Below are 18,991 nucleotides of genomic sequence, written 5' to 3'. Positions count from 1 at the left end.
GGGATGGGTTATGTACTACGGTTTCGATATGGGCGGCACCAAGATTGAGCTGGGGGTATTCGACGACAACCTGCAGCGCATTTGGCAAAAACGGGTGCCGACGCCGCGTGAAGACTACCGGCAACTGCTGGCCACGCTGGGCGATCTGACCCTCGAGGCGGATGCGTTCTGTGGCCGGCGCGGCAGCGTCGGCATCGGCATTCCGGGCCTGCCCAACGACGATGACGGCACGCTGTTTACCGCCAACGTGCCGGCGGCGATGGGGCGGCCGTTGCCGCGCGATCTGGCGGCGCTGATCGGGCGCGAGGTGCGCGTCGACAACGACGCCAACTGCTTTGCGCTGTCGGAGGCCTGGGACGACGAGTTTCGCCGCTACCCGACGGTGCTGGGCATCATCCTCGGCACCGGCGTAGGCGGGGGGCTGATCGTCGACGGCAAGACGGTGCCTGGGCGCAACTATATCGCCGGCGAGTTCGGCCATTTGCGCCTGCCGGTGGACGCGCTCGAGGTCTTGGGGCGTGATGTGCCTCGCGTCGCCTGCGGGTGCGGCCATCAGGGTTGCATTGAAAATTACATATCGGGCCGCGGTTTCGAATGGATGTACGCCCATTTCTATGGCCGGCACTTGCCCGCCACCGAGATCATTGCGCATTATCAGGCGGGTGAGGCGCAGGCGGTGGCTCACGTCGACCGCTTTATGGACGTGCTGGCGATCTGCCTGGGCAACCTGCTGACGGTGCTGGATCCGCACCTGGTGGTGATCGGCGGCGGGCTGTCGAACTTCGACGCCATTTACCAGGCGTTGCCGCAGCGGTTGCCGGCGCACCTGCTGCGGGTGGCCCGGCTGCCGCGCATCGAGAAGGCGCGCTATGGCGACGCCGGCGGCGTGCGCGGCGCAGCGTTCCTCAATTTGGTAAACAGGGAAAAGTAAGGAGAGAGTTAATGCACACTCGCCATCGGCTGTGTCAGTTTCGCAAGAGTAAGCATGTGCTGCATCAGCGCTTTCGTTCACGCATTTTTCACCGTGACACCATGGCGGCGGCCGAGCTGAAAAAGCCGTTTGTGGTGGTGTTGACCGGGGCCGGCATTTCGGCCGAGTCGGGCATTCGCACCTTCCGCGCCGCGGATGGGCTATGGGAAGAGCACCGGGTGGAGGACGTCGCCACGCCGGAAGGTTTTCAGCGCGATCCGGCGCTGGTGCAGGCGTTTTACAACGAACGCCGCCGCCAGCTGCAGACGGAGGAGATCGCCCCGAACGCCGCGCACCGCGCGCTGGCTGATCTGGAAGAGTGGCTGGGGGAAAACTTCCTGCTGGTCACGCAAAATATCGATAACCTGCATGAGCGCGCCGGCAGCAAGCGGGTGCTGCACATGCACGGCGAACTGCTGAAGGTGCGCTGCACCCAGTCGGGGCAGGTGTTCGAATGGCCCGGCGATCTCAGCGTTGACGACCGTTGCCACTGCTGCCAGTTCCCGGCGCCGCTGCGGCCGCACGTGGTATGGTTCGGCGAGATGCCGCTGGGCATGGACGACATTTACCAGGCGCTGAGCAAGGCCGATTTCTTCGTCGCCATCGGCACCTCCGGCCATGTCTACCCGGCGGCCGGCTTCGTGCATGAGGCGCGGCTGGGCGGCGCCTACGCGATGGAGCTGAACCTGGAGCCAAGCCAGGTGGAGAGCCAGTTCGACGAGAAGCACTATGGCCTGGCCAGCGAAGTGGTGCCGCGCTTTGTGCACAAGTTCCTGGTGGGCAAGGTGGCGCGGGCCGACAGGCCCTGAGAAAGGCATCAGGGCGCACTGCGCGCCCTGATGGGATGGCGGGGCGTATTAGCGCCCGGCTTTCAGCTTTTGGAAGTAGCTTTCATACAGCGTGCTGGCGTCGCCGACGTCGTTTTGCCACTCGCCGTGCTCAATCACCGCCTTGTCCGGGTAGAGTGACTTGTCGTTGGCGATCTCCGGCGACAGCAGTTTCTTCGCCGCCAGGTTCGGCGTCGGGTAACCGATGGTTTCCGCCACCTGCACCGCGATTTCCGGCCGCAGCAGGAAGTCTATCAGCTTCAGCGCCCCCTCGACGTTGCGCGCGTTGGCCGGAATGGCCAGGCTGTCCATCCAGAAGATCCCGCCTTCCTTCGGCCAGACGATCTCCAGCGGCGTGCCGGCCTGGCGCGCCACGAAGGCCGAACCGTTCCACACCATACCGACGTTGACTTCCCCTTCCATAAACGGGTTGCCCGGGTTGTCGGAGTTGAAGGCCAGCACGTTCGGCATCAATTTCTGCAGTTCGTGATAGGCGGCTTCGATCTCTTTCGGGTCGGTGGTGTTGCCGGAATAGCCCAGCTTGAGCAGCGCCATCTGGAACACTTCGCGCGCGTCGTCGGTCAGCAGCAGGCGGCCCTTGTACTGCGGCTGCCACAGATCGGCCCAGGCGGTAACGGTAGAGGGATCCTGCTCGTCGCTGTTGACGCCGATGGCGGTAGCGCCCCAGATGTAGGGGATGGAGTAGTCGTTGTTGGGATCGAACGGCTTGTTCAGCAGGGTAGGATCGAGATCCTTGAAGTGGCTGAGCTTGCTCTTGTCGATTTTTTGCAGCATGCCTTCCTTGCTCATCTTGGCGATGAAGTACGTGGAAGGCACCACCAGATCGTACGCGCCGTCTTTATAGGTCTTCAGCTTGGCGTACATGCTTTCGTTGGATTCATAGGTGGAATAAATCACCTTGATGCCGGTTTCCTTGGTGAACTGCTCCAGTAGCCCCGGCGGGACGTATTCAGTCCAGTTATAGAAGTACAGTGTTTTGCCGTCAGAGGCGTTTGCAGAGCAGATACTCAGCGCCATCATCCCGGCTGCGAGCAGATGTGACCACTTTTTCATGCAGCGTATCCTTCAGCAGTAGTGAGCCGAACCCGTATGAGCCGCCGTTTTCGGCCGCGCCATACCCCAGAAAGGGGCCATTATAGGGGGAGGGGCGGGGTGGGTAAAGGCGGTTATCCCGCAGGCAAATCAAGGGGTTTGGCGGCTTAAAGCGCATCACAATTTGATTGTCTCGCGCTGGACAGGCGGTGAAGCGCGTGCGAAACAATAATTTTGGCGAATAAACGAGGGCGGCGATGAATTTCAAACAGGTCTTCAGCCAGGCGGAGCTCAGCAAGACGGATCTGACGATTTTGCACTGCATTCTCGATAATCCGGACGCCTGCATCGACGACGGCATCCGCGCGGTGTCCGCACGCTGCTACAGTTCCCCCTCGACGCTGGTGCGGCTGGCTAAAAAGCTGGGCTTTCGCGGCTATCTCGAACTGGTCTATTTCATCAAATTCAACCTGACGATGGCGCCGGCCTATCAGGCGGAGCGCGCTACGCCAGCGGCACCGCCGGCGCAGTTTCTCGATCTGCTCGACAGCGGCAAAATCCTGATCCACGGCAGCGGTTTTTCGCAATTGGTGGCGCAGTATATGTACAACAAGTTTATGACGCTGGGCGTAGACAGTTACCTGTCGCTGTGGCCGGATTTCGACATTCTTGACCGTGAGACGCGCTTTCGCTTCGATATGGTGATCGTGATTTCAAAGTCGGGCAACAGCGGCTCGGCGCTGAGCTGGAGCGAGGCGGTGAAGCGTAACCGCATCCTGTTGGCGGCCTTCTGCGGCGACGGCGACAGCCCGCTGGCGCAGCAGGCCGACATGACCTTTCTGTTTGAGGACCGGCAAAAATACGATCACGATATCTACTATCCCAATCCGTTTTTCGGCCACTGTCTGTTGGGATTCGAGAATGTGATCACCGCCTGGTTTGAACGACGCGGCCGCTGACGGCCGCGCCGCGCCGTTTAGCGCCAGTGCCCGGCATACTGACGGTGAGCCTGCAGGTACTCCTCCACCAGCGTTTTCGCCAGCGAGTAGGAGTTGACCAGCGGGTGCACCATCAGCGCCTTGATGGCCAACTGGCGGTTACCGGTCAGGATCGCCGCCACCGCCAGCCGTTCGTACTCTTTCACCTGCGAAATCAGGTTCTTCTGGGTGTCGGGAATATCGCGCATTTTGACCGGCTGAATGCCGGCGCTGCTCAATTCGCAGCTGATTTCGATCACGTCTTCCGGGTGCAGAAAATCGAGCGTGTCGCGGTTTTGCATCGATACCACCACGCGTTTTTGCCGGCCGCTGTTGACCGCCTCCAGAATATCGATCGCCACCCCGGCATAGCCGCCGCTGTCCGGCTGTTCGATAAACTGTTGCAGCGTCAGCATCTCACGCGTTTTCACCTTGCCCTGGCTGGACTCGCGCTGCATATAGGAATTTTCGCGCTGCAGGTAATGGCTGAAATAGACAGAGAAAGCATGCTCCAACTGACGGGGGATGTCCAGCTCGCCCAACGCCGACAGCATTTGGCGGTTGATCGCCGCGATTTGTTCGCCGCGGGTCTCGCCGCCCTCGACGATGGCGGCGATCGCCTGCTCACGGTAGTAGTAATAGTAGAGATACTCGTTGAGCATCAGGTTGTCCGACAGCGCCACCAGCTCCGGCGAGAAGTATTTCATGCAGGTTTCGCGATACAGGCGCGGATCCGCCAGCAACCGTTCCGTGACCGGCTCGCCGTTGACGCGCGCATTGCGGAACCAGGAAAGGTGATTGAGGCCGAAGCAGTCGACGCTCAGCTGGTCTTCGCGGCAGTCCAGCAGCTCGGCCAGTTCGCGGATGAACTCGCTGGGGGCGTCGCAGATGCCGTAGACCCGGCGCTGGAAGCCGGATTTGATGATCGCCTCGGTCACCATGCCGGAAGGATTGGTGAAGTTGAACAACACCGCGTCCGGCGAGGAAAGCTGCTCGATCAGGCGGCAATAGTCGAGGATCGCTGGAATCGAACGCATCGCCATGGCGAAGCCGCCGGCGCCGGTGGTTTCTTGCCCGAGCAACTGGTGATTGAGCGCGATGCGCTCGTCATGGATGCGGCCTTCCTCGCCGCCGATGCGCAGGGTGGTGATGATGTAGTCGGCGCCTTGCAGCGCCTGGCGCGCATCGCTGCTGAGGCTGAAAGCAATGTCGCCGCGAATGCGCTGGAATACGCCCTGCGCGAGGGCGCCGTAGATCGCCAGATGGCGCTCATCGGTATCCATAAACACCACTTCGGTAATGCCGATGCGATGGGCGTTATAGGCGATGGATTTGGCGAGGAACGGGGAACGCACGCCGCCGCCGCCGAGAACGGTTAATTTCATTCGATATCTCCCATTAATAAAGCGTTAGAGTGCCGCTAAATATTTCTCTACCTGATTTTTGACCTTGCCGACCGTGACGCCGTAAATCACCTGCACTTCACGGCGATTCTTCACCACGCCTTTGGCGCCGGTGCTTTTCAACGCGGCCTCATCTACCCGCGCCATATCCTTTAATTCCACCCGCAGCCGGGTGAAGCAGTTGTCGACGGAAATAATGTTTTCCTTACCGCCCAGCGCGCGAATAATGATGCCGCTCAGTTCGTCCGGGGTATTTTTGCGGTTCCGGTAATCCTGTTTGGAATAGAGTTTGACGTCCTGATCATCTTCGCGGCCCGGCGTCTTCAGATTGAGCTTCAGCACCAGCGTTTTGAACACCAGGTAATACACCGCAAACTGCACCAGGCCGATGACCACATACAGCGGCCAGCGGGTGAGGGAGACCGGCAGCGGCAGGTTGTAGGCCAGGAACTCGACCAGCCCGCTGGCGCCCCAGGGGCGCACCTGGAACAGGTTGCAGGCCACCTGCGACAGCGCGGTCAACACGGCGTGGATCACCCACAGCAGCGGAGAGATAAACAGGAAGGTGAACTCTATCGGCTCGGTGATGCCGACCAGGATCGAGGTGGTGATGGCCGGGATCAGAATCGCCTTGGCCAGCATTTTCTTTTCCGGTTTGGCGGTGTGATAGAAAGCCAATGCCGCGCCCGACAGGCCGAAGATGGTCACCATCCCTTGCTGCGAGAAGCGCAGCGCTTCGTTCATCAGCGGCGAGATGCTCGGGTCGCGCATATAGGCCAGGAAAATTGCCTGCGAGCCGGAGACGGTCTGGCCGTCCTGCACGATTGAACCGCCGATGCTGGTGAGCTGGAACGGCGACCAGATAAAGTGGTGCAGCCCGGTGGGGATGAGGAATTTTTCGAAGAAGCCGTAGACGAAAACCCCGAGCGAGCCGGAGCTTTTCATAAAGCCGGTCAGCGCGATCAGGCCCTGTGAGATGGCCGGCCACAGGTAGCTGAAGGCGACGGCGTACAGCATGATGATCGGCGTCATGGCGATCAGTACCAGTTTGGCGCCGCCGTAGACCGAGAACACGCCGTTGAGTTCGACGTTGCACAGGCGGTTGTGCACCCAGGCGATGGTGACGCCGAGGATAAGACCGAGGAAAATGCCCATATCCACCACGGTAAAGCCCAGCAGTTCCGTCTGCCCGGTACCGTAATATTCGCCGTTGATCTTGGCCGCGACGTGGCCGCTGAGTTGCAGATAAGACGAATTGGCGCCGAGGAACATGATAAAGCACATCACCGCAACCAGCGCCGCTTCGCTTTTTTTGTCTTTGGCCAGGCCGTAGGTGATGCCGATGCAGAAAATTAGCCCGAGATTGCCGAATAACGGCCAGAAGGTATCGCCGATCATTTTACCGATAGAGAACACGGCGGAATGTTCATTGATAAGTGTGGCATTGGTGAGAATAGAACTGAGCGCCAGAATCAGACCGATCACCGGCAGGAAAAATATCGGCCCCATCATGGCTTTGGAGAAAAGCTGCAGCTTGCTTAAGATATTATCGATAATACCTTTCATGGCAGTTCCTTTTTATATTTTAATGGATGACGACGTTGCTGAATAAACTCCCTGGAAGCGAGAAAAAAATAAGGCACCTTGCCTGGATTCAGTTATAGGGGGAAGTTTTCGCCGCTGCAATCGGCGGGGCGGAAATAGGCACCGATGGTCAGGGAGTGACAACCGGTGCCGATTGTGAAGGGGATCACAACCGGGCGCCACAGCGCCCGGCGGGGAGGATTATTCGGCCTTGGGCGCGCGATCGCGCATCACCCACTGGCTGGCGATCACCAGCACCAGCGACAGCAGCAGCAAAATGGTGGCCAGCGCGTTGACCTCCGGCGAGACGCCGACTTTCACCATCGAATAGATCTTCAGCGGCAAGATCTCGTAGCTCGGCCCGGTAACGAAGGAGGAGACGACCACGTCGTCCATCGACAGGGTGAAGCTCAGCAGCCAGCCGGCCGCCACCGCCGGCATCGCCAGCGGCAGGATGATTTTGCGCAGAATGGTGAACTCGCTTGCGCCGAGATCGCGCGCGGCCTCCAGCATCTTCACGTCGAAGCCTTTCAGGCGCGCGTAGACGGTCACCACCACGAACGGCAGGCAGAAGGTGATGTGCGAGAACAGCAGCGACCAGAAGCCGAGCGAAATGCCCAGCAGCATGAACAGCACCAGCAGCGAGATGGCCATCACGATGTCCGGCGACATCATCACCACGAACAGCATGCCGCCGACGAACGGCTTGCCGCGAAAGCGGTAGCGGTACAGCGCCACCGCGGTCAGCGAGCCGATCAGCGTGGCGAAGGTAGCGGAGAGCACCGCCATGGTCAGCGAGTGGCCGGCGGCCTGCAGCAGGCTGTCGTTATTCAGCAGCGTGCTGTACCACTGGGTGGTGGCTCCTTGCCAACTGATGCCGAAGCGCGAAGCGTTGAAGGAGTTGACGATCAGGATGACGATCGGGATATACAGATAGGCGTATACCAGCGTCATAAAGCCGCCGCGCAGCAGACGTCCGATCATGCCGGATCCTCCTTCTTGTTCAGCAGGCGGGCGGCCCGGTAATAGACCAGCAGCAACAGCCCCATCACCAGCGTCAGGCAGATGCTGGTGGCCGCGCCGAACGGCCAGTCGCGGATATTGAGGAACTGGCTTTTAATCACGTTGCCGATCAGCAGATTCTTGGCGCCGCCCATCAGATCGGCGACGAAGAACAGCCCCATCGCCGGCAGCACCACCAGCAGGCAGCCGGCGATAATGCCCGGCATGGTCAGCGGCACGATGATGCGGATAAAGGTCTGCAGCTTGCCGGCGCCGAGATCGCGCGCCGCCTCCAGGCAGGACTTATCGAGCTTTTCGATGCTGGAGTAGAGCGGCATCACCATAAACGGCAGCAGGATATACACGAGGCCGAGGATCACCGCTTCCGAGGTGTACATGATGCGCAGCGGCTTGTCGATGACGCCGATCCACAGCAGCGCGTCGTTGAGATAGCCGCGGGTGCTGAGAAACAGCTTCAGGCCGTAGATGCGGATCAGCGAGTTGGTCCAGAAGGGCACGATCAGCAGAAACAGCAGCAGCGGCCGCACCTTCTGCGGCAACCGCGCCAGGATAAAGGCGAACGGATAGCCGATCGCCAGGCAGCACAGGGTGGCGATAAGCGCCATGTTCAGCGAGTGCAGCAGCACCTGGGCGTACAATGGATCGAACAAGCGCCGATAGTTGTCCAGTGTGAACACCATCTGCACCAGATTGGCGTCGTCGCGGGTCAGGAAGCTGGTGGCGATGATCATCAGGTTCGGCATGAACACGAACAGCAGCAGCCAGGCGACGACGCCGACGATCACCACATTCTGGAAGACTTTACGCGATTTCTTCATCGGCCAGCACCACCTCCCAGCTTTCAACCCAGGTCACCGCCATCTTCTGATTGAGCGAGTGATCGACGTCCGGATCGTCTTCATTGAAGAACTCGCTGACCATCACCGTTTTACCGCTCTCCAGCTCGACCACCGATTCCAGCGTCATGCCTTTGTAGTTGCGCTCGCGCACGTAGCCGATCAGCCCGTCGTGCTGCGCGCTGTCGTTCACTTCTTCTACCCGCAGATCCTCCGGGCGCAGCAGCACCTTCAGCTTTTGGCCCGGCTCCACCGGCAGATCGGCGTAGATGTCGCACTCGCGGCCTTCGACGTTGGCGCGCACCCGCTGCGGATCGAGGCGCTGCAAGACCACCGCGTCGAAGATGTTGATCTCGCCGATAAAGCTGGCGACGAACAGGTTCTTCGGCTCTTCGTAGATCTCACGCGGCGTGCCGTCCTGCTCGATGCGGCCTTCGCGCATCACCACGATGCGATCCGACATGGTCAGCGCTTCCTCCTGATCGTGGGTGACGAACACGAAGGTGATGCCCAGCTTGCGCTGCAGCGCCTTCAGCTCGTTCTGCATCTGTTTGCGCAGCTTATAGTCCAGCGCCGACAGCGATTCGTCCAGCAGCAGCACCTTCGGCTTGTTGACCACCGCGCGGGCGATGGCCACGCGCTGCTGTTGGCCGCCGGAGAGCTGGCCCGGCCGCCGCTGGGCGAAGGCATCAAGCTGCACCATGCGCAGCGCCTCTTCGACGCGCGGCGTCAGTTCCGCCGCCGGCACCTTTTGCATGCGCAGGCCGAAGGCGACGTTGTCGAACACCGACATGTGCGGAAACAGCGCATAGCTCTGAAACACGGTGTTGACGTGGCGATGTTCGGCCGGAATGGCGGTGATGTCCTGGCCGTCGAGCACGATGCGGCCCAAATCGGCGTCTTCCAGACCGGCGATCAGGCGCAGCACCGTGGTTTTGCCACAGCCGGAGGGGCCGAGAATGGTGAGGAATTCGCCGTGGTTAATCGTCAGTTCGAGATCGGCAATGATGGTTTTGCCATCGAACGCTTTGCTCAGGGCATGCAGTTCAACAAGGGGTGCTCGAGAGGATGTCTCAGTCATTTATCGTATTACTCTATCCCGTGGGCTAATGCAGATAGAACCGCAACTGGAAAAGACTGCCGGAGCTTGCGGGATGCCCGCTGATCAAATGAAGCTCAAACCAGTTGCGCCAATGGAAATTTTTCGAGCGCGCATGATAGACGCTGAATGCCGGAATTGAAAGCCGATCCGGCCCAGATGCCGCGTTTTTCATCATGATAGCGACAAATGACCCTGTGATGACAGTGTTATTTCCCTCAGAAATCATCACAAAGATTAATGATATTGGCGAATTCTGGTTAAAAATGACCTGACGCAATATTTGATCCTGATCGGTTCCGCATAATGAAACGCGATATTCTGAGGGGCCGCTACCATGGACAAATTACTTGACCGCTTTTTCAACTACGTCTCTTTCGACACCCAGTCCAAAGCGAACGTAAAGCATGTGCCGAGCACCGACGGGCAGTTGAAGCTGGCGCGCGCGTTGCAGCAGGAAATGATCGCGCTCGGCTTCGAGCGGGTGTCGCTCAGCGAACACGGCTGCGTGATGGGCACCTGGCCGGGCAACGTCGCCTGGCCGGTGCCGGCGGTCGGTTTTATCGCCCATTTGGATACCTCGCCGGATTTCAGCGGCAAACACGTCAATCCGCAGATCGTCGAGAACTATCGCGGCGGCGACATCGCGCTCGGCATCGGCGATGAAGTGCTGTCGCCGGTGATGTTCCCGATCCTGCACCAGATGCTGGGGCAAACCCTGATCACCACCGACGGCAAAACGCTGCTGGGCGCCGACGACAAGGCCGGTATCGCCGAGATCCTCACCGCCATGGTGCGCCTGCGCGCGCGCAAAATCCCGCACGGCGACATCCGCGTAGCCTTCACCCCGGACGAGGAGGTAGGCAAGGGGGCGCAGCTGTTCGACGTGGCGGCCTTCAATGCCGAATGGGCTTATACCGTGGACGGCGGCGGGGTCGGCGAGCTGGAGTGCGAGAACTTCAACGCCGCCTCGGTGACGATCAAAATCCTCGGCAACAGCGTGCACCCCGGCAGCGCCAAGGGCGTGATGGTCAACGCGCTGTCGCTGGCCACCCGCATTCATCAGGCGCTGCCGGCGGACGAAGCGCCGGAGACCACCGAAGGCTACCAGGGCTTTTATCACCTCAGCAGCATCAAGGGCAGCGTTGAGCGCGCCGAAATGCACTATATCCTGCGCGACTTCGAGCGCGAGGGGTTTGAAGCGCGCAAGCGCAAGATGGTGGACATCGCCCGCGAGGTCGGCAAAGGCCTGCCGCGCGATTGCTATATCGAAGTGAGCATCGAAGACAGCTATTACAACATGCGCGAACAGGTGGCGGAGCACCCGCACGTGATTGCGCTGGCGCAGCAGGCGATGCGCGACTGCGACATCGAACCGGTGATGAAGCCGATCCGCGGCGGCACCGATGGCGCGCAGCTGTCGTTCCGCGGCCTGCCGTGCCCGAACCTGTTCACCGGCGGCTACAACTACCACGGCAAGCATGAGTTCGTGACGCTGGAAGGCATGGAGCAAGCGGTGGCGGTGATCATGCGCATCGCGGCGCTGGCCGCCGAGCGGGCGCGGTAAACGGGACGCTTGCGATTATCATAATCGCTTGCTGCAACAAGGCGTTGCTCATAGTGTGGAAGCACATTCCCCACGCATAAGGACCGCATGATGAGCACCGAATACCGTATCGCCAGCCCGCATTTGGCGCAGTTCGTTCAGGCGATTTGGCGCCAGGCCGGCAGTACGGCGCGCGAAGCCGAGCTGGTGGCCGATCATCTGGTGCAGGCCAATCTGGCCGGGCACGACTCGCACGGCGTCGGCATGATCCCCAGCTACATGGCGTCGTTGGCGCAGGGGCAATTGCAGCTCAATCAGCACGCCGAAGTGGTGCGCGACGCCGGCGCGGTGCTGACGCTCGACGGTGCGCGCGGTTTCGGTCAGGTGGTGGCCAGCGAAGCAATGGCGCTGGGCATTGAACGCGCCGGCAAGCTGGGCCTGGCGGCGGTGGCGCTGCACAACGCGCACCATATCGGGCGCATCGGCCATTGGGCGGAGCAGTGCGCCCGCGCCGGTTTTATCTCGATTCACTTCGTCAACGTGGTGGGCGATCCGATGGTGGCGCCGTTCGGCGGCAGCGATCGCCGCTTCGGCACCAACCCGTTCTGCGCCATTTTCCCGCGGCCGGGCCGCACGCCGCTGCTGTTGGATTTCGCCACCAGCGGCATCGCCTTCGGCAAGACTCGGGTGGCCTATAACAAAGGGTTGTCGGTGGTGCCGGGCTATCTGATCGACGAACACGGGCGGCCGACTGCCGAACCGAAGGTGATGCACGAAGCGCCGTTCGGTTCGCTGCTGCCGTTCGGCTTGCACAAAGGCTATGCGCTGGCGGCGATGTGCGAAATCCTCGGCGGCGCGCTCTCCGGCGGCCGCACCACCCACGCCGCCACGCTGAAAGCCGACAGCGACGCCATCTTCAACTGCATGACCACCCTGATCCTCGATCCTCAGGCCTTCGACGCCCCGCAAATGCAGGCCGAGGCCGAAGCGTTTATCGGTTGGGTGAAGGCTTCGCCGCCGAACGGCGAACAGCCGATCGCGGTGCCGGGAGAATGGGAAGAGGCCAACCGCGCGGCGCGGCTGGAGCAGGGCATACCGATAGACGCCAATACCTGGCGGCAGATTTGCGCGGCGGCGGAGCAGGCGGGCATGACGGCGGGGGAACTGGCGGATTACCGCGCGCAGGCGCGCCAGGGATAAAAACTTTATGATTGGTACATTGGATGACGAGCCTGGTTACGCTACTGATGCTGTCGGGGCGTTTGGTATTGATTCTTTCAGACAGCGGCGTCCAATGTATTTTTATGCAGAATGGATTGAATATAGATGTTTCTATCAGCCAATGAGGACAGCTCCCCCCTATCTGCAATGCCTTGTTGATCCAGCACGATGATTTCATCTGAGTAATCGAAGGTGGAACGTCGATGGCTGATATTAATCACGATAGAAGATGGATAAGCGGCTTTGATGTTTTCCAGTACCTCTCTTTCATTAATGAAATCAAGAGATGAAGTCACTTCATCCAAAATGATGATTTTAGGTTGACGTAAAAACAGTCGAGCCAAAGATAATCGCTGGCGCTGCCCTCCGGATAATGTCATGCCATTGTCGCCAATTCTGAGATCCAATAACGAGGTTGAGTTATTAAGTGGAAGGTCATTGAGCTGTGCGTGCTTCAAAGCCATAAGGAGTTTTTCATCAGAGGCATCTGGGCACGCAATTTGCAGGTTAAATCGGAGTGTATCCATAAATATATAGTCATTTTGAGCGACGTGGAAAATTATTTCAGCCCGCTGCTTAATTGATAGTGAATTTATTTCACTGCTGTTTAAATATATCCTTCCAGCATCAGGTTCCAGTTCACCTGAAATCAATTTTGCTAACGTGCTTTTTCCTGCTCCGCTAGGTCCCGTTAAAGTGAAAAAGCCAGCGTGCGAGAATTCAATGTTCATATTTTTAATGGCATATGTCCCGTTTTTATCATATGAATATTGCACATCTCTTAGCGTGATCGAAACTGCCGTGTCTTGTAAATCGGTGGTGTGTGAGTTTTGAGTTGTCGGCGGCTTGATTGATGTAATAAATGTATATAAGGATGCTGTGGACTTTTGCATCGCCGTATACATGGAACCGATGTTCTCTAAGGGAGTCGCCAATAACATGATGTAAGAGGCTATCATGACAAAGTGACCTAAGGTAATCCCCTTGCTTATAACAAAATAAAGAGAAAGTAAAAACGATGAGCCGAAGAAAAAGATACTTAGTAATGCTTCAATAAGTAAGAGTTTGAAATCTGTTTTGAGTAATGCCTCATGTTTATCTTCAATCTTGTTAAGGAGTGTTTTGTATCTGTTAAATAAAAATTCATATGTATTGCAAACTCTGGCAGCCTCCATGTTCTTAACGCTGTCAGTGATGATGCTGTATTTTTTTACCGAGGTAGAGTAAAAATCAGAGTAAAGTTCAGAGATTTTTTTGTTGAATTTTTTCTTAGTGTGAAGGTAAAGGATAAAATAAATTAAGAATAGTGATGATACGAGGTAGTCTCCGGATAATAAAATAATTGAAATGCTGAATCCTAGCTGGAATAGAGGGGGGAGTAGGTTGTGTGAGATATTCCTCAGTAAAATTGTCAATTCATCTATAGCCTGATTTAAACGTTGGGTGATATCTCCCGTATTTTCATGGCTATTTACTTCTTTCAAATTGAAAAGGCTTTTAAAATAATTATCAGTCATGTTGATCACGATATTGTTACGTAGCGATGTGATTAATATGAAGTTTAATGCTGAAGAGAGCTTTCGCATGCTCATAATGGCGATATAACTGATAGCAAGGGTAATGATGGAAAGAGATAAACTGAATTCCTTTTCCTCAATGGCATTAATTAGGTAAGCCATAATTACCGGTTGCACAGAAAATAAAAATGTGGCGATCACCGAGATTAAAATCAAAGTGTAAAATTGACGTTTTACTGTGTAACTTGATGATTTGTTAAAATATTTCAATAAAAATAGTATTTTTTCCATCTTTTTACCTTTAATCTTCTTTACAGTATGATGCGGGCCCACACCATACTCTTGAAAATTATTTGATAAACAAATTCTATTTCATGCCAAGCTCAGTTATCGCTGCGTACTGATTTTATCGACCTGAGTATCGGTCATGGTGGTTGTCTTGATTAACAGAATGTCTTTTTCAGTTAACATAAATACTCCATTGTCATTAAATTAGCTAAGTAGCATGCAATTTTTACTGCATGCTAGTTAACTCACTCGTTGCAGAGCCGTAAAGCAGGTGGATGCAATTACAATAAAACTTAATAATATTGTCCCATTCGGAAAATAAAAAGGCTTCGCGTAAGCTAAGTACATAACCACTACGTGCAAAATGACAAAGCTCAGTAAGAGGGAGGTAGCTAAGCGGCTTTATTTGTAACATGAGATTAAAAAGGATTCTGGCGGCGCGTCCATTCCCATCTTGCAGAGGGTGGATATGCATAAACATGACTGCGAAAATGATAGCATGAAGTAATTTGTTATCATCGCTATTTCCCTTTGCGTACTCTCGCAGGTTGGAGAGTGATTCGCTTAATAGTGAAATATCAATGAATTCAGTGTAGCTTCCATCCTTATCGGGGACAGTTCTTATATTTGCTTTCCTAACGGGGATCGAGCGTCTCGTTATTTCACTTCCTATTTTTTCAATGAATTGGATAAATGATAGGTTATTGTTAACGATGTCGGAAAGAGTGGGGTAAAACTGATGATAGAAGATGGCTTCGTTCTGGCTTGTTGAGTTTTCGCTGGGAAATATATCGAGATCCACATAGGCGCTTAAGCGATGCTGTAATGGTTGGATCCTTTTATCCTCAATTACCTGGTTTGCATTTTCCAGTAACTGCTTGTATTCAAAGGATGTATTATGAATCAATACTTGTGTTCTGTCTAAAAGTAAGCGTGTATCCGTATGAAAATGATTAACTTTGGGGTAGTCCATACGTAGTAATTTAATGACCTTTCCTTGTATTGCGTAATTTTCCATTTTTCATCGTCCATGAAATTTCGTTAATGTATTAAAAAGCTAGTTTAATATTATTTCGTTTAGGTTTCACAACTATTAATATTTTGTTTCCATGTGTCGAAGTGTTGCCAACTTTTTACACCCAAAGAAAAGGCCCGCCTAAGCGGGCCGGTATTATGTTCAACAGGAGCCACGGCCCCGAGAACTCAGTCGTTAAAATACCAATAGCCGCTGTTGACCAGCGCGGTCAGCAGCGCCAGGAACGACGGGTCGTCCACCGCGTCGCCGAGCAGGGCGGCGTCGACGCTGAAGTGCTGGCAAAGGGCGTCTGCGGCCTGCAGCTGGTCGGTGTCGATCAGCTCGCCGTTGACGAAGCAGCGATCGCCGACGCGCAGCACGCGCAACCCACCCAGGCGCTGCAGCGCTTCACCCTGCTGCAGCAGCTCGTAGATTTCCCCGGCCTGATACGGCGGCTCCGGCGGCGCCAGATCCAGCTCGTGGCGCGACTGGGAGATAAACTCGCCGAACCAGTGCTGGAAGTGTTCCGGCTGTTGCACCAGATCCAGCATCATCTGCCGTAAGGCGTCCACTTCCTGCGGCAGGATCTCCGCCGGGTGTTCGCGCAGTTTAACGTCCGGATCGCCGTAGCGTTTGCTGCCCAGCTCGCGCGCCAGCACGTAGTCGGCGAAGCCGCTCACCAGCTCGCGGCCGTTCGGCGCGCGGAAGCCCACCGAATAGTTGAGCGCGTTTTCCAGCGCGTAGCCTTCATGCGGGAAGCCCGGCGGAATGTAGAGAATGTCGCCCGGCTCCATCTCTTCGTCGATGATGGCGTCGAACGGCTCCACCTGCAGCAGATCCGGGTGCGGGCAGTGCTGTTTCAGCGGCGTTTTTTCCCCGACGCGCCAGCGGCGGCGGCCGGTGCCCTGAATGATGAACACGTCGTACTGATCGAGGTGCGGGCCGACGCCGCCGCCCGGTACCGAGAAGGAGATCATCAGGTCATCCATCCGCCAGTCCGGCAGCTGGCGGAACGGGCGCATCAGCGCCGCGGAAGGCTCATGCCAGTGGTCCACCGCCTGCACCAGCAGCGACCAGTTGTTTTCGCTCAGGTGATCGAAGCTCTCGAAGGGGCCGTGCGCGACCTGCCAACGGCCGTCCTGGTGGCTGACCAGGCGGCTGTCCACTTCGTTTTCCATCGCCAGCCCGGCCAGCTCATCCGGGGAGATCGGATCGATAAAGTTTTTGAAGCCGCGCTTCAGAATCACCGGACGCTTTTGCCAATAACGTTGCAAAAAATCGTTCCAGTCCAGGTCTAATTGATAATCCATGTTCTATTCCAGGAGAGAGGAGTGAGCCTGTGTGCGATTATAACGGAAGTTTGGCCCCGTGGATCGGGGCCGCAGCGGCATAATTTACTCGTTGTGGTGGGTGTCGTGCTGGCGGGCGAAGGTGACCTGCATGCGCGCGCCGCCGAGCGGGCTGTCGCTGATGACGATTTCGCCGTCGTACTGCTCGATGATCTCCGCCGCCACAGACAAACCCAGGCCCTGGCCGGGGCGCAGAGTATCCACCCGCTGGCCGCGCTGGAAGATCAGCTGGCGCTTGCTTTCCGGGATCCCCGGGCCGTCGTCGTCGATAACGATGGTGAGGTTTTTCTCGGAGTGCAGCGAGGTGATCTCCACGAACTCCAGGCAGTATTTGCAGGCGTTTTCCAACACGTTGCCCATCACTTCCATAAAGTCGTTTTTCTCGCCCATAAAGGTCACTTCCGGCGAGATGTCCAGCGTGATCACCACCCCTTTGCGCTGATAAACCTTATTTAGCGCCACCACCAGGCTGTCGAGCAGCGCCGGCACCGAATGGATCTCGCGCGTCAGCACCGTCTGGCCGGAGTTGATGCTGGCTCGGTGCAGGTAGTAACCGATTTGCTGCGAGATGCGCCCGATCTGATCCAGCATGATCGGCTCGGCTTCTTCGATGGTGGTCTGTTTGCCGCTGCGCAGCGAGCGCAGGGTACTTTGCAGCACCGCCAGCGGCGTTTTCAGGCTGTGGGTCAAATCCGACAGGGTAGTGCGGTACTTGGTGTAGCGCTGGCGTTCGTTGCGCACCAGAATGTTCAGATTACGCACCAGCCCGCGCAGCTCGCTGGGCGGGTTCTCATCCAGCTGATCGCGTTCGCCGTTCTCCAGCTCGCCCACCTGATTGACCAGCGCCTTGATCGGCCGCAGGCTCCAGTAGGCCGCCAGCCACAGCAGCGGCACCACCAGCAGCAGGTTGGCCAACAGCACGTAGCTGAACCACTCCCACACCACGTCAGATCGCTGCAGCTCCTGCGGAATGCTGTCGACCACCACGATGGTCAGCGCCGGCAGGCGAGGCGTGGCGGCATAGGTATTGACCGCCACCGAGTGGGTCAGCGCGTTCTGATCGGTATCGTCGTAATTCTTCAGCTGATCCTGCGCTTTGGGGTTGTCCCCCAGCACTTCGCTACTGACGCGGGTGTCGGTGTCGATTTCGTAAAAGCCGGACTCCTCCAGCCATTCCTTGTTGATCAGCTTCTCCAGCTCCGGCACCTTGCGCTGGCTCCACAGCAGGTTGCCTTTATCGTCGTAGATAAATACCAGCGTCGGGAAGTTGAGATCGATATCGGGGGGAATGGCGATGGTGAGCTTGTTGTCTTTCCACTGCGCCAGGCTGAAGAACAGGTTGCTCTCGCCGCGCAGCAGGCGGAAGGCGGTTTTGTCGAAGCTGACGATATAGCCGACGACCGCCACCAAACCGTAAGAGAGCGACAGCGCCAGGATCACCCCGGCGGTCGCCATCAGGAAGCGGGCACGCAGCGAAAACGGTTTTTTATTCTTGTTGAACATTATGTTCACTTCGCGTCAAAACGATAGCCCTGGCCACGTACCGTGGTGATCACTTCATGCGGGTATTCCGCTTGCACTTTTTTACGCAAGCGGCCCATCAGCACGTCGATGGTGTGGCTTTCGCGCAGCTCGGCGTCCGGGTAGAGCTGCAGCATCAACGAATCCTTGCTCACCACCTTGCCGGCGTTGCGGATCAGGGTTTCGATGATGGTGTATTCAAAGGCGGTCAGCTTGATTTGCCGATCGTTGACGCTCAGTTCGCGGCGCGACAGATCGATCTGGAACGGCGGCAGCACGATCACCTGCGAAGCCAGGCCGCTGTTGCGGCGCATCAGCGCCTGCATGCGGGCGATCACTTCTTCCAGGTGGAACGGCTTGGTGACATAGTCGTCGGCGCCGGCTTCCAGCACCGCCACTTTGTCCTGCCAGCTTTCGCGGGCGGTCAGCACCAGGATCGGCAGCTTGGCCTGGTGCGCGCGCCAGCAGCGGATCAGGCTCAGACCGTCTTCACCCGGCAGGCCGAGATCGACGATGGCGATATCCGGCGCGTGCTCCTGCAGGAAGTAATCGGCTTCCTTGGCGTCTTCGGCCGCGTCGACCTGATGGCCCATCTCGCGCATCTGAACGGAAAGGTGGTGGCGCAGCAGACCATTATCTTCAACAACCAGTACTCGCATGGCGAACTCCTGTGACTATGCGGGTGAACGTCCTGTCACCCACGCGATAAAAAGGGAACACGCTCTGCGGCGTGTCAGGGGATAACGCGGCCACCTGAACCAT

At 57.2% G+C, this 18,991-nt stretch carries 18 protein-coding genes; 5 read left to right on the top strand and 13 right to left on the bottom strand.

From position 1 onward, the window contains the following. The first annotated feature begins 10 nt into the window (after positions 1 to 10). A complete protein-coding gene (gene nagK / locus ACJ8HB_RS01085; RefSeq protein WP_041034741.1) occupies positions 11 to 931 on the top strand; it encodes an N-acetylglucosamine kinase in 921 nt (306 codons plus the stop codon). Positions 932 to 942: 11 nt separating this feature from the next. Beyond that, a complete protein-coding gene (gene cobB, locus ACJ8HB_RS01080; RefSeq protein ID WP_033638183.1) occupies positions 943 to 1,779 on the top strand; it encodes a Sir2 family NAD+-dependent deacetylase in 837 nt (278 codons plus the stop codon). A gap of 48 nt (positions 1,780 to 1,827) precedes the next feature. Here the strand turns inward: cobB and potD are convergent, their stop codons facing one another. Both potD and ACJ8HB_RS01070 read right to left on the bottom strand, forming a co-directional pair. After that, positions 1,828 to 2,871 carry a spermidine/putrescine ABC transporter substrate-binding protein PotD gene (gene potD / locus ACJ8HB_RS01075; RefSeq protein ID WP_033638184.1) on the bottom strand — a complete coding sequence of 348 codons (1,044 nt, stop codon included), beginning with the start codon at positions 2,869 to 2,871 and terminating at the stop codon, positions 1,828 to 1,830. Then, positions 2,801 to 3,118: a hypothetical protein gene (locus tag ACJ8HB_RS01070; RefSeq protein ID WP_146042026.1), complete on the bottom strand. Its 318-nt coding sequence runs from the start codon at positions 3,116 to 3,118 to the stop codon at positions 2,801 to 2,803. Before ACJ8HB_RS01070 ends, potD begins: the two co-directional genes overlap by 71 nt. Here ACJ8HB_RS01070 and ACJ8HB_RS01065 point away from each other — a divergent pair. Next, a complete protein-coding gene (locus ACJ8HB_RS01065) occupies positions 3,108 to 3,809 on the top strand; it encodes a MurR/RpiR family transcriptional regulator (RefSeq protein ID WP_033638186.1) in 702 nt (233 codons plus the stop codon). The two genes, ACJ8HB_RS01070 and ACJ8HB_RS01065, sit on opposite strands and share 11 nt — an antisense overlap. Positions 3,810 to 3,826: 17 nt before the next feature. Here the strand turns inward: ACJ8HB_RS01065 and ACJ8HB_RS01060 are convergent, their stop codons facing one another. The 6 genes from ACJ8HB_RS01060 to ACJ8HB_RS01035 all read right to left on the bottom strand — a co-directional run bounded on the left by ACJ8HB_RS01060 (position 3,827) and on the right by ACJ8HB_RS01035 (position 10,052). Continuing rightward, a complete protein-coding gene (locus ACJ8HB_RS01060; RefSeq protein ID WP_033646380.1) occupies positions 3,827 to 5,212 on the bottom strand; it encodes a family 4 glycosyl hydrolase in 1,386 nt (461 codons plus the stop codon). A 24-nt stretch (positions 5,213 to 5,236) separates the two neighbouring features. Then, on the bottom strand, positions 5,237 to 6,796 hold the full coding sequence (locus ACJ8HB_RS01055) for a PTS transporter subunit EIIC (RefSeq protein ID WP_047567950.1): 1,560 nt from the start codon (positions 6,794 to 6,796) through the stop codon (positions 5,237 to 5,239). A 219-nt stretch (positions 6,797 to 7,015) separates the two neighbouring features. Continuing rightward, on the bottom strand, positions 7,016 to 7,798 hold the full coding sequence (gene potC, locus ACJ8HB_RS01050) for a spermidine/putrescine ABC transporter permease PotC (RefSeq protein WP_047567947.1): 783 nt from the start codon (positions 7,796 to 7,798) through the stop codon (positions 7,016 to 7,018). Continuing rightward, positions 7,795 to 8,655 carry a spermidine/putrescine ABC transporter permease PotB gene (potB, locus tag ACJ8HB_RS01045; RefSeq protein WP_047567944.1) on the bottom strand — a complete coding sequence of 287 codons (861 nt, stop codon included), beginning with the start codon at positions 8,653 to 8,655 and terminating at the stop codon, positions 7,795 to 7,797. The genes potC and potB overlap by 4 nt, the downstream gene beginning before the upstream one ends. Beyond that, positions 8,639 to 9,754, bottom strand: coding sequence for a spermidine/putrescine ABC transporter ATP-binding protein PotA (potA, locus tag ACJ8HB_RS01040; RefSeq protein WP_033653862.1), 1,116 nt, complete (start codon positions 9,752 to 9,754; stop codon positions 8,639 to 8,641). The genes potB and potA overlap by 17 nt, the downstream gene beginning before the upstream one ends. A gap of 25 nt (positions 9,755 to 9,779) precedes the next feature. Further along, entirely contained in the window at positions 9,780 to 10,052 is a 273-nt protein-coding gene (locus ACJ8HB_RS01035; protein WP_101456414.1) for a hypothetical protein, read from the bottom strand. A gap of 57 nt (positions 10,053 to 10,109) precedes the next feature. On the opposite strand from ACJ8HB_RS01035, the gene pepT reads away from it, so the two are divergent. Together pepT and ACJ8HB_RS01025 are read left to right on the top strand one after the other, a co-directional pair. Next, complete coding sequence (gene pepT / locus ACJ8HB_RS01030) at positions 10,110 to 11,339, top strand: peptidase T (RefSeq protein WP_004941154.1); 1,230 nt, start codon at positions 10,110 to 10,112, stop codon at positions 11,337 to 11,339. 90 nt (positions 11,340 to 11,429) lie between these two features. Next, positions 11,430 to 12,518 carry a malate/lactate/ureidoglycolate dehydrogenase gene (locus tag ACJ8HB_RS01025; protein ID WP_047571644.1) on the top strand — a complete coding sequence of 363 codons (1,089 nt, stop codon included), beginning with the start codon at positions 11,430 to 11,432 and terminating at the stop codon, positions 12,516 to 12,518. 77 nt (positions 12,519 to 12,595) lie between these two features. Here ACJ8HB_RS01025 and ACJ8HB_RS01020 read toward each other — a convergent pair whose 3' ends face one another. From ACJ8HB_RS01020 to phoP, 5 genes are all read right to left on the bottom strand, one after another. Further along, positions 12,596 to 14,347, bottom strand: a complete 1,752-nt coding sequence (locus ACJ8HB_RS01020) for an ATP-binding cassette domain-containing protein (protein WP_047571643.1) — start codon at positions 14,345 to 14,347, stop codon at positions 12,596 to 12,598. A 223-nt stretch (positions 14,348 to 14,570) separates the two neighbouring features. Further along, positions 14,571 to 15,362, bottom strand: coding sequence for a Fic family protein (locus ACJ8HB_RS01015; RefSeq protein ID WP_047567942.1), 792 nt, complete (start codon positions 15,360 to 15,362; stop codon positions 14,571 to 14,573). A 185-nt stretch (positions 15,363 to 15,547) separates the two neighbouring features. Continuing rightward, entirely contained in the window at positions 15,548 to 16,669 is a 1,122-nt protein-coding gene (locus tag ACJ8HB_RS01010) for a ribosomal protein uL16 3-hydroxylase (protein WP_004941161.1), read from the bottom strand. An 84-nt stretch (positions 16,670 to 16,753) separates the two neighbouring features. Further along, entirely contained in the window at positions 16,754 to 18,211 is a 1,458-nt protein-coding gene (phoQ, locus tag ACJ8HB_RS01005) for a two-component system sensor histidine kinase PhoQ (RefSeq protein ID WP_033638202.1), read from the bottom strand. A gap of 5 nt (positions 18,212 to 18,216) precedes the next feature. Beyond that, complete coding sequence (phoP, locus tag ACJ8HB_RS01000; RefSeq protein ID WP_442520183.1) at positions 18,217 to 18,888, bottom strand: two-component system response regulator PhoP; 672 nt, start codon at positions 18,886 to 18,888, stop codon at positions 18,217 to 18,219. Positions 18,889 to 18,991 lie beyond the last annotated feature (103 nt).

The organism is Serratia sp. CY27727, from assembly GCF_052169275.1.
Classification (GTDB): Bacteria; Pseudomonadota; Gammaproteobacteria; order Enterobacterales; family Enterobacteriaceae; genus Serratia; species Serratia sarumanii.
This window is presented reverse-complemented; position numbering and strand designations above follow the sequence as displayed.

Coding starts and splice junctions, on each gene's coding strand:
- nagK (WP_041034741.1), top strand. CDS start 11: ATGTACTACGGTTTCGATATGGGCGGCACCAAGATTGAGCTGGGGGTA.
- cobB (WP_033638183.1), top strand. CDS start 943: ATGCACACTCGCCATCGGCTGTGTCAGTTTCGCAAGAGTAAGCATGTG.
- potD (WP_033638184.1), bottom strand. CDS start 2,871: ATGAAAAAGTGGTCACATCTGCTCGCAGCCGGGATGATGGCGCTGAGT.
- ACJ8HB_RS01065 (WP_033638186.1), top strand. CDS start 3,108: ATGAATTTCAAACAGGTCTTCAGCCAGGCGGAGCTCAGCAAGACGGAT.
- ACJ8HB_RS01060 (WP_033646380.1), bottom strand. CDS start 5,212: ATGAAATTAACCGTTCTCGGCGGCGGCGGCGTGCGTTCCCCGTTCCTC.
- ACJ8HB_RS01055 (WP_047567950.1), bottom strand. CDS start 6,796: ATGAAAGGTATTATCGATAATATCTTAAGCAAGCTGCAGCTTTTCTCC.
- potC (WP_047567947.1), bottom strand. CDS start 7,798: ATGATCGGACGTCTGCTGCGCGGCGGCTTTATGACGCTGGTATACGCC.
- potB (WP_047567944.1), bottom strand. CDS start 8,655: ATGAAGAAATCGCGTAAAGTCTTCCAGAATGTGGTGATCGTCGGCGTC.
- potA (WP_033653862.1), bottom strand. CDS start 9,754: ATGACTGAGACATCCTCTCGAGCACCCCTTGTTGAACTGCATGCCCTG.
- pepT (WP_004941154.1), top strand. CDS start 10,110: ATGGACAAATTACTTGACCGCTTTTTCAACTACGTCTCTTTCGACACC.
- ACJ8HB_RS01025 (WP_047571644.1), top strand. CDS start 11,430: ATGAGCACCGAATACCGTATCGCCAGCCCGCATTTGGCGCAGTTCGTT.
- ACJ8HB_RS01020 (WP_047571643.1), bottom strand. CDS start 14,347: ATGGAAAAAATACTATTTTTATTGAAATATTTTAACAAATCATCAAGT.
- ACJ8HB_RS01015 (WP_047567942.1), bottom strand. CDS start 15,362: ATGGAAAATTACGCAATACAAGGAAAGGTCATTAAATTACTACGTATG.
- ACJ8HB_RS01010 (WP_004941161.1), bottom strand. CDS start 16,669: ATGGATTATCAATTAGACCTGGACTGGAACGATTTTTTGCAACGTTAT.
- phoQ (WP_033638202.1), bottom strand. CDS start 18,211: ATGTTCAACAAGAATAAAAAACCGTTTTCGCTGCGTGCCCGCTTCCTG.
- phoP (WP_442520183.1), bottom strand. CDS start 18,888: ATGCGAGTACTGGTTGTTGAAGATAATGGTCTGCTGCGCCACCACCTT.